General features: G+C 43.3%; 11 protein-coding genes. 6 read left to right on the top strand and 5 right to left on the bottom strand.

Annotation, left to right across the window (positions count from 1 at the left end; all coding sequences use genetic code 11):
- Positions 1-74 precede the first annotated feature (74 nt).
- Positions 75-1,583: a guanosine-5'-triphosphate,3'-diphosphate diphosphatase gene (gene gppA / locus CEX98_RS19320; protein ID WP_099643635.1), complete on the bottom strand. Its 1,509-nt coding sequence runs from the start codon at positions 1,581-1,583 to the stop codon at positions 75-77.
- 51 nt (positions 1,584-1,634) lie between these two features.
- Positions 1,635-2,912 carry an ATP-dependent RNA helicase RhlB gene (gene rhlB / locus CEX98_RS19325; RefSeq protein ID WP_099643636.1) on the bottom strand — a complete coding sequence of 426 codons (1,278 nt, stop codon included), beginning with the start codon at positions 2,910-2,912 and terminating at the stop codon, positions 1,635-1,637.
- Between the two features lie 91 nt (positions 2,913-3,003).
- Between rhlB and trxA the strand changes: the two genes are divergently transcribed.
- The 3 genes from trxA to CEX98_RS19345 all read left to right on the top strand — a co-directional run bounded on the left by trxA (position 3,004) and on the right by CEX98_RS19345 (position 6,200).
- The gene (gene trxA / locus CEX98_RS19330) at positions 3,004-3,330 is read left to right on the top strand and encodes a thioredoxin TrxA (protein WP_099643637.1); all 327 of its coding nucleotides are present in this window, start codon (positions 3,004-3,006) and stop codon (positions 3,328-3,330) included.
- Positions 3,331-3,535: 205 nt separating this feature from the next.
- On the top strand, positions 3,536-4,795 hold the full coding sequence (gene rho / locus CEX98_RS19340) for a transcription termination factor Rho (RefSeq protein ID WP_099643639.1): 1,260 nt from the start codon (positions 3,536-3,538) through the stop codon (positions 4,793-4,795).
- 142 nt (positions 4,796-4,937) lie between these two features.
- Positions 4,938-6,200: a methyl-accepting chemotaxis protein gene (locus CEX98_RS19345; RefSeq protein WP_099643640.1), complete on the top strand. Its 1,263-nt coding sequence runs from the start codon at positions 4,938-4,940 to the stop codon at positions 6,198-6,200.
- Here CEX98_RS19345 and CEX98_RS19350 read toward each other — a convergent pair.
- A complete protein-coding gene (locus tag CEX98_RS19350; RefSeq protein WP_099643641.1) occupies positions 6,197-9,034 on the bottom strand; it encodes an ATP-binding protein in 2,838 nt (945 codons plus the stop codon). The two genes, CEX98_RS19345 and CEX98_RS19350, sit on opposite strands and share 4 nt — an antisense overlap.
- A gap of 71 nt (positions 9,035-9,105) precedes the next feature.
- Here CEX98_RS19350 and CEX98_RS19355 point away from each other — a divergent pair, with 71 nt between their 5' ends.
- On the top strand, positions 9,106-9,690 hold the full coding sequence (locus tag CEX98_RS19355; RefSeq protein WP_099643642.1) for a DNA-J related domain-containing protein: 585 nt from the start codon (positions 9,106-9,108) through the stop codon (positions 9,688-9,690).
- Here CEX98_RS19355 and dbpA read toward each other — a convergent pair.
- Positions 9,679-11,061 (bottom strand): ATP-dependent RNA helicase DbpA, encoded by a 1,383-nt coding sequence (gene dbpA, locus CEX98_RS19360; RefSeq protein WP_099643643.1) that lies wholly within the window; start codon positions 11,059-11,061, stop codon positions 9,679-9,681. The genes CEX98_RS19355 and dbpA overlap by 12 nt on opposite strands.
- Before the next feature lie 162 nt (positions 11,062-11,223).
- Here dbpA and CEX98_RS19365 point away from each other — a divergent pair, with 162 nt between their 5' ends.
- Positions 11,224-12,618: a M20/M25/M40 family metallo-hydrolase gene (locus tag CEX98_RS19365; protein WP_099643644.1), complete on the top strand. Its 1,395-nt coding sequence runs from the start codon at positions 11,224-11,226 to the stop codon at positions 12,616-12,618.
- Between the two features lie 74 nt (positions 12,619-12,692).
- Entirely contained in the window at positions 12,693-13,478 is a 786-nt protein-coding gene (locus CEX98_RS19370) for a tetratricopeptide repeat protein (RefSeq protein WP_242441769.1), read from the top strand.
- A 256-nt stretch (positions 13,479-13,734) separates the two neighbouring features.
- Here the strand turns inward: CEX98_RS19370 and CEX98_RS19375 are convergent, their stop codons facing one another.
- Entirely contained in the window at positions 13,735-16,347 is a 2,613-nt protein-coding gene (locus CEX98_RS19375; protein ID WP_099643646.1) for a sensor domain-containing protein, read from the bottom strand.
- Between the last annotated feature and the right edge of the window lie 3 nt (positions 16,348-16,350).

Below are 16,350 nucleotides of genomic sequence, written 5' to 3' on the forward strand. Positions count from 1 at the left end.
GCGAAAAATAGATCGTTCGAATGAAAATCACCCTAAACACACCATTTTTGCATGTTTAGCAAACAAAATGAGCGCTAAATGCGCTCTATTTTTAATTCCCAGCCAAACTTAGATAGATAGGCAGCTTCTTGGGTAAGTTCTGCAAGCATCAAAGGATGAAGTGATAGCCAAGATTCTGGCAATTGCATGGTTAGAGATTTTTTCTCTATTTTGCTAGTCGTAACGCCAACTTTAGGTAAAACATCATCCTTCCTGCGCATTGATAATAAGACACCCAGCCTGACAACAACACAAAGTAGCTTAGCGTAATCAAGATGACACCCAAGCTTTTCGAAGTCTTTAGCGAGGAGATCTGCTCTGTGATTTTTGACTACAGCAACAATAATGTCTTTTTGCGCCTTACTATAACCAGGCATAGCAGTGTTAGCTAAGATATAGCCACTGTGTCTATGATATTGCTTGTAGTCGATGAGCAGACCGATTTCATGAAGAGAAGCGATTGCTTTGGCCAAGTGAAGACAATTTTGTTCATCCAATTCCCATGCATGAGATACTTGCGCTACAATATCAGACACGACTTCATAAACGCGGAGCGCTTGTTCATTGTCTACATGGTAGCGCTGTGTAAAACCATCTAGCGTACGTTGACAGATATCTACGGCTTGGAAGTCTGGGATCATGCTATACAACACCCCTTCTCGAAGCGCGCCACCTGCAAGTCCCATAGCTTGGATCTCGAGCGATTTACACAATGCGATGAGAATAGCCAACCCAGAAACAAAAACTAGCCGCCTTTCCTCTATTAATCCCGGAAGATCGAGTGCCGCAATCGTGTTACATGCTATTGCTTTGTATTTTACTTCTTCCAGCTTAGATAGCGTGAGCTGTTCACTCTCCCCCATTGCTGCAAAGATTTCTTGAATTGCTTGAACTGTACCTGACGCACCAATTGCCAACTCCCACCCAAGCTTTTTGTAGTCACCTTGAATAGGCTTGATAACTTTGGCTGCAGCATTCTCAGCAGCATCAAAATTAGCTTTACTTAATAGACCATCACTAAAATATCGATCAAGATAGGTCACGCACCCCATATTGAGGCTTTCATATAGTAAAGCATCAAACCCCTTACCAATGACCACCTCAGTGCTGGCACCACCAATATCGATTACTAATTGCTTACCTTGGCAAGAAGAGGTGTGAGCAACTCCTTTGTAAATCGTTTTCGCTTCTACTTCACCACTAATAACATTGACTTTGTGGCCAAGTATTTGCTCTGCTTTGGCAATAAAGCGATCCGCGTTTATAGCTAAACGCAGCGTTGCAGTGGCAACAATACTCACATTTCGCTTTGGTATATCTTGTAAGCGCTCTGCAAACAAAGCGAGACATTCCCACCCTCTTTGCATTGCCTCTAGCGATAATTCATTTTGGTCATCGAGTCCTGATGCAAGTCGCACTTTCCTTTTCACACGGCCAATCGTTTGAATACCACCTGTCATATGTTTAGCTATCAACATATGAAAGCTGTTAGACCCTAAGTCGATAACAGCATAAATATCTTCCTTCGAAGCAGTCTTTGCCACTTTAAAACCTCAACAAATCGCTTTCAGCGCTTACTACTTTTGTATCCAAGTTTACTTGGAGTGTGGTTTTCTATAGCCACCGTTACGGCGACCACCACGTTGCTTATTATTACTATTACCATGCCCAGAATGGCGACGCTTATTTACTTGCGGTACACGCAAGTCCGTCAATAATGCTGTTTTATCATAATGAGAAGCCGGAATAGCATGATCAATGTATTCCTCGATCTCATGTAAATTATATGCATATTGCTCACAAGCGAAGCTAATCGCATGACCAGAAGCGCCAGCTCGACCAGTACGACCGATCCGGTGCACGTAATCTTCTCTATCATCTGGCAAGTCAAAGTTGAACACATGGCTTACCTCGGGAATATGGAGTCCACGAGCTGCAACGTCTGTTGCTACTAATAAATCAACATCACCACGAGTAAACTGCGCCAATATAGATTGACGTTTCTTTTGATTTACGTCGCCAGTCAATAAACCTACACGATGCCCATCAGCCTTCAACCACTCATATACGTTTTCACAGCTATGTTTAGTATTAGCGAAAATAATCGCCTTGTCAGGCCACTCTTCCTCAATCAATGTCAGCAGTAAAGGTATTTTGTCCTCTGTGGACGGGTGAAATAGCTCTTCTTGAATGCGCTTACCCGTTTTAACGTCTGGCTCAATTTGTACATGGATAGGGTTAGTCATATGTTCGAATGCAAGCTCTTGCACTCGGTATGACAACGTTGCTGAGAATAGTAGATTCAATCGCTCTTCACGACCTGGCATACGGTTGAACAAATAACGAATGTCTTTAATAAAGCCAAGGTCAAACATTCGGTCTGCTTCGTCCAGTACCACCACTTCGATATCATTGAGGTTATAAGCACCCTGCTTATAAAAATCGATTAAACGCCCTGTTGTTCCAATTAAAATATCCGCGCCTTTTTCTAATTGCACCCGTTGTTTTTCGTAATCTTCACCACCATATACAAGGGCGAGTTTAAGATCACAACGTGGCGCAATAACTTGCGCGTCCTTATGTATCTGGATAGCCAACTCTCGAGTTGGTGCCATAATAAGTGCACGAGGTTGCGTTTTTTTATCCTTTTTGGTCTGCATTAGGCGATGACAGGTCGCGGTCAAAAACGCTAGAGTTTTGCCCGTACCAGTTTGTGCCTGGCCTGCAATATCGCGGCCTTCACAGATGTAAGGTATACACTTTGCTTGGATTGGCGTACAAAATTCGAAGCCATTTTCCTGTAAACCGGCGACCACTTCCGGCGCTAATGCAAAGTCGTTGAATTTTTTATTGGTCAAATGTGTCTTAGTCATAGCAATAAAGCATAACGTTTAAACTTGCAATAAGAAACAAGAGTGTTTAAATACGCATTAAATATTTCGCCTAATTCTAACGGAGAGCGTAATGAGCGACAAAATTATCCAACTAACTGATGACAGCTTCGAGGCTGACGTAATCAAATCTGACAAGCCTGTACTAGTAGATTTCTGGGCTGAATGGTGTGGTCCATGTAAAATGATTGCGCCTATTCTGGATGAAGTTGCTGAATCTCACGGCGACCGCGTATCAATCGGTAAATTGAATATCGACCAAAACGCTGGCACACCACCTAAGTATGGTATTCGTGGTATCCCAACACTATTACTATTTAAAGATGGTGCGGTAGCTGCAACTAAAGTTGGCGCCCTATCTAAGACTCAACTTGTTGAGTTCCTAGAAAACAACCTATAATTCAGGTTGTTAGGTGTACTGCGGCCATGTTGCCGCAGTCGTACCCCTGATCTATATCATTTTTAATAGAATAAAATTTGTATAAACACTGGACGACCCGACGCCTAGCTGCTAACTTATAAAGCCACAAACCTTTAAGCTTTATCAAATCAACCTCTCTCGTGAAACTAACGAGAATGACAACTGTAATAAAGAACCCACCAATATGCATTTACGCGAATTAAAAGACAAGTCAATCAATGAACTTGTAAAACTTGCTGAGTCCATGGGACTTGAAAACGTAGCTCGTTTAAGAAAACAAGATATTATTTTTGCTATTTTGAAAGCGCACGCGAAAAGCGGCGAGAATATATACGGCGGCGGTGTTTTAGAAATTTTACAAGATGGCTTCGGCTTTTTACGTTCTTCAGAAGCATCTTACCTAGCAGGCCCTGATGATATTTATGTTTCTCCGAGCCAGATTAGACGTTTCAGCCTGCGTACCGGTGACACCATTAGTGGTTTAATCAGACCACCTAAAGATGGCGAAAGATATTTTGCATTATTGAAGGTTAATGAAGTTAACTTCGATAAACCTGAAAACTCTCGCACCAAAATCTTGTTTGAAAACTTAACGCCAATTCACGCTAACGAGCGTTTAGTTATGCAACGAGGCAACGGTAGTACAGAAGATATTACCGCACGAGTGTTAGACCTTGCATCTCCAATCGGTAAAGGTCAACGTGCACTTATTGTTGCCCCACCAAAAGCTGGTAAGACAATGCTTCTACAGAACATTGCCCAGTCCATCACGTACAACAACCCAGACGCAACATTGATGGTGCTACTAATCGATGAACGTCCGGAAGAAGTAACAGAGATGCAGCGCCTTGTTCAAGGTGAAGTTATTGCCTCTACGTTTGATGAACCAGCAAACCGCCACGTTCAAGTAGCTGAAATGGTTATCGAAAAAGCAAAACGTCTAGTTGAGCACAAGAAAGATGTTGTTATCCTACTTGATTCGATTACACGTCTCGCTCGCGCTTACAACACCGTTATTCCTTCATCCGGTAAAGTATTAACCGGTGGTGTTGACGCGAATGCACTACACAAGCCTAAGCGCTTCTTTGGTGCAGCACGTAATGTTGAAGAAGGTGGTAGCTTAACCATTATTGCAACAGCACTAATTGATACTGGCTCTAAGATGGATGAAGTTATCTACGAAGAGTTTAAAGGTACTGGTAATATGGAATTACACCTAAACCGTAAGATTGCGGAAAAACGTGTATTCCCAGCTATCGACTTTAACCGTTCAGGTACTCGTCGTGAAGAGTTACTCACAAAGACCGATGAGCTACAGAAAATGTGGATCCTACGTAAGATAGTTCATGAAATGAGTGAAATCGATGCAATGGAATTCCTCATTGATAAGCTCTCTATGAGCAAAACCAACGATGAGTTTTTCGACTCAATGCGTCGAAAGTAAGTAGACTTAGAGTCTAATTATTGAAAAGCCAGCAAATGCTGGCTTTTTGCTTTTGTGGTTCGCCAACTTGCTGTTTTTGTTCTATACCTACCTAATCAAACTAAATTATATTTGGCACAATGATCGTAGTTAGGGACATAACATGAAGCCTAGTCGTATTCTCGCCGCTGTAACACTGTTTAATCTGGCTTCTGTAACATTGGCAATTACATTGCTTTCTTCAGATTCGCTAAAAGTAGCGGTTGCCATTAGTGCACTTACAGTCAGTGCGCTGTTGCAATTCTTATGCTTTAAAAGAGCCAGTTCTGCAGAAAAACACATGGAACACCTTGCACAAAACTTTATTGGCGAAAGTGGTGTTGACCTAACCTACCGCTTTGATGAAAAAGACCGCCATATTTCCAAATCATGTCTTTTGATGAATGACTGCTTTGCTGTGATAGAACACATTATTAGTGAAGTATACGCTTCATCCTCACGACTCCACCCTATGGCAGACAGCCTCCGGGATACTTACGCCTCGATGACACAAAAAGCAACGCTACAGCATACTCATGGTGAATATTTAGCAACGTCGATACAGTCAATGCTAGAGATTTCAGCACGTTTAGACACCAGCCTAGAACAAATTTATGCCTCAGTGGAAAATGCGACAAGTGCAGTAAAAAAGACCAGAGTCGATACGGATAAAAGCCAGCAAAGCCTGTTAACTCTTGCAGACAACATTAAGAAAACCAGTGAGCAGATAGAAGTACTCAAAACAGATAGTAATGAAATCAGCTCGGTGCTTGAAGTCATAAACGGCATTGCTGAGCAGACTAATTTACTCGCTTTAAATGCTGCGATAGAAGCAGCTCGTGCTGGTGAACTGGGTCGCGGATTTGCTGTTGTTGCCGATGAGGTACGACACTTAGCAGCAAGAACAAGCCAATCAACCAAAGAAGTCAGTCAAGTCATAAGCAAAATCCAATCAGGTACGGATTCTGTTTACGAGCTTATGCAGGCGGCTCTCAAAGAGACTGATAACACTGTACAATTAAGCGAAGCGTCGACAAAGGAAGTTGATGAAATAGAGAACGCCATGATGTCGATAAACCAAATGTCGCATGATATCCACCTGCAAGTGGGTGAGCAAAAGCAAGCATCTGATGAAGCACAAGAGAGCATTGAGTCTATGGTTTTATTGAACTCTGACGCTCTGTCTAGTACTAAAATCCAGGCGGTTTCTAATCGAGATCTGATAGCATTATCTCAGAGTATTCATGAGAAATTATCCATGTTTCATATCTCAGAGTACACACCAGATATAGATTCAAGAAAGGATACCTCTCGAGTATCAATAAACGATGAGTCAATACCAGAGGGTGAACAACAGCAAAATTCGAGCGATGTAGAGTTATTCTAAGAAGCCAAGGATTGTTGCGATTTCAATTGGTCACACATGGCAAGAAACAGTGCTTGGTATTGGTCTTCATCGCCTTGCTTGAGCGCTTTTTCAAATTCAATGGCAATTTTCGCCAACTCTGGAAACTCAAACATAGACGCTGCACCGGCCAACTTATGACTGATCGCTTGGAGTGTGAGCAACTCCTTGTTTTGCCATGCATCAATAAGTAAATATCGCTCTTGCTCAAAGGTGCTGGCAAAGCTATCACGTAAGTCGGTTAAATCAATATGCAACGTATCACAGGACCTATCACTCACCTCTTTGCTCAAATGTGCATTTAGCACTCCAAGCAATTCATTTTTGTTGATTGGTTTACCTACATGCCCAGTAAATCCCGAACTGATGTAAGACTGTACTTCTTCTGTAAGCACATTGGCTGTTAACGCGTAAATAGGCCCCGCATAACCAGCAGCACGAATAAGTTTAAGCGCTTCCACGCCGTCCATTCCGGGCATTTGAATATCCATCAGTACCAAGTCGGGAAAGTCACTGAGACACTGTTCCACTGCCCTCGCGCCATTTTCTGCCATAGACACCGTTGCGCCGGTACGTTCGATCATACGCGAAAATAGCTGGCGGTTTTCTTGATGGTCTTCAACAACCAGCACAGTGCCAGATAGTCTTGACTGCATACTTTGTAGTTGCTGAATATCAGACGTTGTCGTAGTTAGGTAGACGGTACATGGCACATAAAAAGAAAACGTACTCCCTTGGTCGATCGTGCTTTGTACCTTGATTTCGCCATTCATCATTCTGGCCAGTTGACTAGACAAGCTAAGTCCAAGACCAGAACCGCCAAAACGCCTTGTTATGCTGTTATCGGCTTGCTGGAAGCTCTCAAATATCCGTGTTATTTGCTGTTCACTCATTCCTATTCCAGTATCCATGACGACAAACTGCAAACCATGAGGTGCTTCAGAGATAATAAACTCTATTCTTCCCTGTTCGGTAAACTTCAAAGCATTACTCAAAAGATTGATGAGTATTTGCTTAACGCGAATATAGTCGAGACGCACGTATGCATTTTCACGTACTTGATCGCAAACAATAAACTCTAACTGCTTGCTCTGGATATTTTGTTGAAACATGTCATATAAATCGGCAACAAGTGCCGATACAGCAAACTCCGTTGCTTCTAGCTCTAGTCGTTCGGCTTCTATTCGGCTTAGATCTAAAATATCATTGACTAGATCTCGTAAGTGTAACCCTTGATTGTAGATGGTTTTGATGGAGGCTTGAACTTGCACACCTAAGTCTTGCTCCAATAACAGATCTTCAGCATGACCTAATACAGTTGTCAGTGGCGTTCTGATCTCATGGCTCATGTTCGCCAAAAACTGACTTTTAACCTGATTCGCTGCTTTTAGCTCGTCCGCTTTTTGTTGTAATTCTGCGGTTCTCAAGGCCACTTTTTGGCTTAACTCAATTTTCGCTTTTTGCTCGATTTTACGACGATACAGGGCAAACATAGTTAATAGCGTCAATAAGGCAATGATCCCACCTAACAACAGTAACTGACTACGCTGTTCTTCTTTTAGTAATTGTAGCTTTTGTTCCTGCTTTAATACTTCCACTTCTCGGCTAAGCTCACTGGCCTCGTACTTGGCACGATAGTCATTGATCCGCTTAAGTACATCATCATTCATCAGCCGCCTTTGGATTTCCACAGCATGTGAGTCGTACTCTCTCGCGCTTTTGATATCTCCCTGAGCAGTCGCTATCAACGCCAATAAACGTAATGCCAGTCTTTCCCCTTTCTGATCATGCATTAGCTTACTTGCAGCTAGGCTTTTCTCGGCATTCGTCTGCGCTTCAGCAAACCGCCCTTGTGCAAATAATATCTTAGCGAGCGCAAATTGCGCTTCCATCAGGTTAGCGGGGTTTTGTGCTTTTTCTGCATAATACAGTGCAAAGTTTGCGTTCTTTTCAGCTTCCTCTAATGAGTCAAGTGAATAGCTAAGGAGCGCCAGATTGACATACTCAAAAGACAAGTGGCGTACATCATTTTGCGCCTCATAATAAGCGATTGCAGCCTCGTAAGAAGCTTTTGCTAACAAAGGGCGTTTAGTCTCGGTATAGAGTACACCGAGATCGGCATGGGCAAGCGCTTCACCGTATTCATCGTTGAGTTTGTTAAATGCTTTTAATGCTGAGTGCAGCATTTCTTCGGCTTTACTATAGGCTGCTTGGCGAATGTAAACGCCCGAAATATTCAATAAGATGTCTGCATGGTCCTGCGCACTTCCAAACTCTTGGTAAAGCTCATCAGCCTTCAGATAATGCTGTAGTGCTAAATCGAGTGCAGCGTTTTTAAAGTAGGCAAGACCTAGGTTACTATTTAAGTTAGCCATTTCAATTGGTACATTACGCTGCTCTGCGAGCCTCAAGGCTCGCGAGTAAAAATCGATAGCCTGTTGATAATGTCCAAGATAAAAGTGACTGATCCCTTGAAGTTTTACTGCTTTGAAATGGGTGTCGCTAAGCGGGCTTGATTGCGTGCTAAGATCGAGTTTAGCTAGGTAAACCAAGGCGTCATTGAACTTATTAAGTTCGTAGGCCGTTTTAGCGAGGTTAAGAAGAATATCGACTCGATTTTCACTGCTTAGTCCTTGCTCTAGCAGTAACTCACTGCCAAGTATTTGCTGTTGTTTCCAATCAGCGATTTGCTTCATTTCAGCGATACGCTCCGAAAGCGCACCATGACCAAACACCGGAATTGTGTAAAAAGCACAGGAAAGATAAAAGCAACAGGCAATCGCAGACCATGACTTTAATTGCCCCAGTAAATTCATTGCTGCTCTCCATTGCCTATCATTTAGTCTGCGTGGTAGTGTGAAGATACACCAAGACTTAAGAGGCGACAATGTTCAATCCACTAACAGATGTTATTTTTAGAATAATTTGTCAAAGCCAACCTTGGAAAGTACATACGATTGCCGCAGTACTATTAGAGCAAGATCAGCTACCTAGGCTAGATGATGATGAGAATAAAAACCTCTTTAAACGCAATTTTCTTATCATGAATGCGCTTTATCAGCTTCAGCAAGAGCTTATCGCTGACAATCAATATTTACATATTGAAGCCCTTAATATTTACCTTGGTCCGAAAACTGACGGTGATCAGCTCGAACTAAACGACCCCCTCAGAAACTACTATTTGGATTGGCAGCACTATGAAACTAGCCGAGAAGAAGTCGAAACACTACTAGATAGCTTTTGGCAACGCTTTGCATTCGGCTCAGCCCGTCAACCCGCCCCCCTAGCTCCTGAAGAATTCAACCGCATAAGGACAAGATGGCAACTCCCTGAAAAATACGACCGCAAGCAACTCAGTCGCAGCTGGAGAAAGTTAGCGCTTGCTCACCACCCCGATAAATCGGGTGATGAGGAAACATTTAAGCGGCTCATGAATGAGTATGAGATACTCAAATATGGTTTACGCTCGTAACGCTTTGTAGCGCTTATTTTTGATTTTACTGTTATTGAGTTTACGCAGTGCAGGCTTTACCGCTTCTCGCTTTACAGCAATAAACGCTTGCACATCATAAATATTAATTTTACCGATCTGTTTAAAACTAATACCATCCTCACCGGTTAAGCAACCTACAATATCCCCTTTACGAAGCTTTTGCTGTTTTCCTCCCTCAATCATCAACGTGACCATATTGGACTTATAAGCGGGTTTTTCTAACAGCGTGTGACTTGGTAAAGTGCCATGTTTCAGCTCTTGTCCATAAATCTCCGCTAGCTGCTTCACTTTAAACGCTTCTTTTTCTCCGTAGAGTGATACTGCAACCCCTTTATGATCTCCTCGACCGGTGCGGCCAACTCGATGAATATGGGTTTGTGGTTCTAGCGCCAAGTGATAATTAATAACCAGCTCAACCTCATCAACATCTAAGCCTCGTGCCGCGACGTCGGTTGCAACCAAGATGTTGGCGCTTTTGTTGGCAAAGGTGAGTAAGGACCACTCACGCTCTCCTTGATCTAAATCGCCATGTAGCTCTACACAAGCAAGACCAGTTTGACGTAATTCTTCAAAAAGCCGTTTGGTTTCAGCCTTAGTATTACAAAATACGATACAGCTTTGCGGTTGATGCTGCATCAATAATACCCTTAAAGCATTAAAGCGCATTTTGTTGTTATCTAATTTATAAAAGGTTTGTTTAATGCGGTGATGGACTTGCTCTTCATTGGCTTCAAGGAACTGCGGCGTGCGCATATATTGGGTTGCCAACTTCATGATTTTATCAGGATAGGTCGCACTAAACATCAGTGTTTGTCGCGCTTCAGGCACGTACACCACAATACTTGCTAAGGTGTCGGTAAAGCCCATGTCCAGCATTTGGTCGGCTTCATCAAACACAAGCGTGTGCGTGTCTGTAAGTATTAATGAGCCATTAAAGACGTGCTCTTCAACTCGTCCTGGTGTACCAACAACAATGTGCGCACCATGCTGTAATGCTTTCTGTTGAGGCTCAATAGGTACTCCGCCGCATAATGTTTGTACTTTTACGTTGCCAATCAGTGCCGCTACGCTTTTTATTTCTTGTGCCACCTGATCGGCAAGCTCCCGCGTTGGACATAGTACGAGTGCTTGCACCTCATTTATTTCAGTTTGTAGTTTATTGAGTATAGCGAGTGCAAAAATCAGCGTTTTACCGGAACCTGTTTTCCCTTTGATCACCAAATCGTGCCCTTCGAGTACAGGTTGTAAACTCACAGCCTGAACAGCCGTTGGCACCATATAATTAAGGTCAACCAAACGCTTAGCTAGGAACTGATTGAGAGGAAGTTGAGAAAATGAGGTTATCGACACGGTGCTTTCCTATTCGCTATCTTAATCTCGCATTTTATACCAATTCGGCAGATTCTCTAATCGCTTATTGTGGTTCAGTCCACTTTCCTTAACGCAATACTCAGACTTATCCCGAGATCTGTGGTTTAATTCTCACGCAATTTATTTCTACCAAGGACTATCATGAAGTTTAGATCACTATTAGCATTTGGTTTTTTGAGTATAGGCTTAAGCACGACACTTCAAGCTGAAGAGTTTAGCCAACAGCAACTCGAGCATGTAAAACAAGTTAGAGAAGCTGCAAGCCAAAGTAACCTGAGTTGGCAGTTACTCGAGTCACTCACTACCGAAGTTGGCCCAAGATTGCCTGGCACCGAAAACGATAAAAAAGCCGTCGCATGGGCAAAAGCGCAGTTCGAGCAGCTTGGATTTGACAAAGTATGGTTAGAAGAAGCAACTTTTCCAGAGTGGCGCCGCTATCATGAGTCGGCCAAAATCTTAGTACCGAGCGAACAACCTCTACACCTGACAGCTCTTGGGAATAGTGTTAGCACACCAAAAGATGGGTTGAGTGGTGAAATCGTCTTATTTGAAACGCTAGATGAACTAATAGCTGCACCTAACAATAGTCTAGCAGGTAAGATTGCATTCATTAACTATCGTATGAATCGCGATATCGATGGTAACGGCTACGGACCTGCAGTAAAGGCGCGCAGTAGCGGTGCCGTAGAAGCCGCCAAAAAAGGGGCGATTGCGTATATGATGCGCTCAGTCAGTACCAGTCACCACCGTTTTGCCCATACCGGAGGCAGTCACTATCAAACAGGCATTACTAAAATTCCTGCAACGGCTGTTGCTAATCCAGATGCTGACCAGTTAGCACGTCTTGTGAGTGCCGGTCATAATGTCAAAGTATCACTTAATATCCAAACCGAAAATCTTGGTGAAGGCACCAGCTACAACGTGATTGGTGAGTTCACGGGCACAACATTCCCAGATCAATATGTCCTCATTGGCGGTCACCTTGATTCATGGGATTTAGGCACAGGAGCGCTGGATGATGGCGCAGGTGTAGCACTCACCATGGCTGCCGCCAAGCACATCGCTGACGTTAAAAGACCTAAGCGTAGTGTACGTGTGGTGCTCTTTGCTGCTGAGGAGCTTGGACTTTGGGGAGCTAAAGCCTACTTTAAAAAGCATCAGGCTGAGCTAGACCGTATTGTTGCCGCTTCAGAATCTGACTTTGGTGCTGATGTAGTTTATGCATTCGAGTCAAACGTCAATGCAGCTTCCTTACCTGTAGTACGAGCAATCGCTAAACAGCTTGCTCCTTTAGGCGTTACTTATATTGGTAAGAATGGAGCTCATGGTGGTCCAGACCTTATTCCGTTCAAAAATGCCACATCTGCTCCCATCTTCGCTCTACATCAAGATGGTACGGATTATTTTGACTATCATCATACTGCCGATGACACCTTAGACAAGGTAGACCCAGCCAAATTAAAGCAAAACACAGCGGCTTATGCTGTCTTTGCCTTAATGGCAGCCGATGCTAAAACAAAAATATCGGGGAAATAACTCCTTACATTTATAGGGGCAACTTAGCTTGTCCCTATAAAGTAAGTTGTCTACCCTCAAAAGACGCTTTCAAAATGAATAATAAGAATATGGAAATCAAGAACCACTTTTTCTCCTTCTACGATACTTTGCTAGAACAGCTCAATAAGCACAAGATATTGCTTGGTGTAGCTACATTCATCCTTGTTGCGTTGTATTTTTATCATCAAAAACAACAAGAAATCGCCAGCTACCAAGGCTATTTGAGTGCACCTAAGGTCGATGATCTGATCATCTTTGATGCCGGTAGGCAATCTGAGCAAGTGTACGACCCCGCCTTTCAAGTATTGCAAATCACTGAACTGACAGACGACACCATTGAAGTGAAAGAAGGTGCCTATACTTACCGCACCATGCGTAACATTACCCGCGATATTCGCGTCAGTATGCTCATGACCGACAAGTACTTTAAATTGCAAAGGTCTACACTAGAAAGAGACCAGCTATTAGCACTACTGGACAACAATACCATCGTTGCTGTTTATCGGCCTGTTGGTATCCATGTCTTCGGTGGGGTAGTCAGGCCCCGTTTTAAAAAGCCAAAACCGCTTTATCACGGCCCCGGTATTTCCGCACAAAACCAAGCTGGAGTTCGTGCATATGTTAAAGCAGACTTTCAAGTGGCTAGGCAAGAGTTCGCGGCTGCCGCTGCGAGTGGTAGCCAGTGGGGACAGTATAACTATGCAACTATGCTGCGTGATGGAGAAGGCGGTGAAAAAGACCTCAAAGCCGCAATTCATTGGTTACAGCTTGCAGCGAAGCAAGGTAACGATAAAGCAAAAGCGGCATTAACTGAGCTATGTAAAACGCATAACTGCTAATCTAACCTGAAGTCTGAATAAGAGAATAGCTAACTCATTGTTTTTTTATATTAGATTATTTCCTTATTTAGCCAGAGAGTTTTGGGGATAACCCCGCTCTCGCGTCTTTCTGCCGCCTTGGTACCTACACCCTTATAGGTAAGGCGAATTTACGCACCAATAGCTGGTCTGTTGGAAATAAATTCAACGCAGTTAGCACTAAAACTGGCCGCTAGAAAGGCATTAACTATCCGAAGCTCAGGTTAATTTACTGCACTTAGCTATGACTTTGCTTGTGGTACTGCAGTGTTAGGATATTAGCTTCAAAGTCTTGCTGTGCCACAGGCTTAGAATGAAAGTAGCCTTGTGTCATATCGCACAATAAGCTTTTCAAGAACATACATTGTGCAGGAGTCTCTACTCCCTCTGCGATGACTTTCAAGTTGAGTTTATGGGCCATCAGAATGATAGCACTTACCAACGCTTTGTCTTCTTCGTCATCAGGTAAATCGCGGATAAACGTTTTGTCTATTTTAAGTTTAGATAGTGGGAATCGCTTGAGGTAACTCAACGACGAATAGCCAGTTCCAAAATCATCTATCGCCAATTCGACACCTAGCTCTCTCAAGGCTTTTAACTGTATCAGTATCTTATCTGAGTTCTCAACTAATACAGACTCGGTGATTTCCAAGGTTAAATATTTTGCCTCAAGTTGAGTGTCTTTGAGTACTTTTTTCACAAGGGCAACCATATCTTGGCGCTTAAATTGAACGCTGGAGACATTCACTGTCATAAACAGTGGCCGCCCGTAGCTGTCTTGCCAGGCCTTGGCTTGGGAACACGCGTGGTATAACACCCATTCGCCGATAGGTAAAATAAGTCCTAGCTCCTCACAAACAGGAATAAATTGCTCTGGCGAAACATGGCCTAGTAATTCACTTTTCCATCTCAGCAAGACTTCACACCCCACCACCTCTGTGTTTCCTAGCTGTGAGAAAATAGGCTGATATACCAGCGATAGCTCTCGATTAGAAAGCGCTTTATGTAGTGCGCTTTCTAAGACACTTCTGGCCTTAGCGTGCTGGTGCATAGCGGAGGTATAAAATTGAAAACAATCACGGCCATGCTCTTTTGCCTTGTACATTGCGCTGTCGGCATTACGTAGCAATATTTTGCGGTCAACACCATCGTCTGGGTAAAGCGTGATCCCCATACTCCCCGAGACATAGGCCTCATGCCCTTCTAAGTGGAATGGGTTGGCCAGCGCCCTTAAGATCTTGCTGGCGATGTGCTCTAGGTCATTGATTGAACTTATATCTTGCAACAATAATGCAAATTCATCACCACCAAGGCGAGCCACAGTGTCTGAGCTACGCACGCATTCATTGATACGATTGGCGGCCTCTTTTAACAATAAGTCACCAATATGATGTCCTAAAGTGTCATTAACCGCTTTAAAACGGTCAAGATCAATAAAGCAAATCGCAAAGCTCTCTTCTAACTGTGCGGCTCGCTTTAACGCTAAATCAAACTTGACGTGGAAATGGTGACGGTTGGCAAGCCCAGTTAGGCTATCAAAATTGGCTTGCTGCCACATTAGCTGCTCATTACGTTTTCTTGACGTAATATCACTGAAAAGCGCAACAAACATATCGATTTCGCGTGCTTCATTAAAGACCGAAGATATCTGCAACCAACTTGGATACACTTCGCCATTCTTGCGCTTATTCCAAATTTCTCCTTCCCAGTGCCCCTTGTGTACAAGCGCTTCATATAATTGATTGAAGAATCGGTCATCATGCCGCCCAGAATTTAATAATGCAGGCGTTTTACCAATGACTTCATCAACACCATATCCTGTGATCTCTGTGAAGGCACGATTGACCATTTGGATTTGGTTATGCTTGTCTGAGACCAACACCCCTTCGGTCGTAGTAGCAAACACCGTACTTGCTAAGCGCTGCTCACGTTCATTTTCAAGCTCATCGGTAATATCTTGAATAACATAAATAAAGCCAAGCTTGGCACCAGCTTCACTGACAACAGGTGCGCACGAAACACGAACGTCACGATATTCAAAGCGGCCTCCAAGCTTACATTCTATCGTGCCCTCATCCAACAGACGTTCGGAGTCCAGTACATCAAATAGGGTATAGATAGACTGGGATTTTAATTGCTCAAATTCCCCAAAGTCTTTTAGCACAGCATCATTGGCAGCTTCAATGTGATGAGTTTCATCGGTAAACACGAGGTACGCACTAATACTATCAAAAATAGCACTCAGCTTGGCTCCTTGAGCTTGTGCACGTTGGTTAGAGTGTCTGAGCCTCACCAGCACCGCCATCAATACAGCCATAGATACAATCAGCACGCCAATCACTGCCGTTAGCAAGATAACTTGCACCATATTGGCTTGCTTGATCTTTTCGGTTTGCAGCATAACCTGTTGCTCTAGGTTTGCTTGATAATGCCAAAGATCTTGCTGTAGCTTACGTTGCTCGCTCAAGTCTTGAATAATAGAAAGTAATTTAGGTCTGCCATTACTGTCTTCGAAAGGAGTGGAGTGGACACTTACCGTCTTGGTACTGCCATCAGCAACTTGATGTTGAAAAATAAAGTAATTGCGGCCTTCATTAAGCGCAGCCTGACGCTCGTTGGCAACCTGCTCCGCTGTAAACAAATTGATATCTTGTATTGCCTTAGCTTCTAACGCAGCTTCGCTATAACCATAAAAGGCCGCAGCGGCTTTGTTGGCATCTACGATCTCTCCCGTTGCAGGGTCGATGATCAACATCACCGCACTGTGGTTAGAAAAGGTATAATAAGGTAGCTCAGCAGCTTGTACTGTTACGCATAACAGTGACATCAGCACACCGAGCAATTTCGACATCAA

The organism is Pseudoalteromonas piscicida (genome assembly GCF_002744175.1).
In the GTDB taxonomy this organism is placed as follows: Bacteria; Pseudomonadota; Gammaproteobacteria; order Enterobacterales; family Alteromonadaceae; genus Pseudoalteromonas; species Pseudoalteromonas piscicida_B.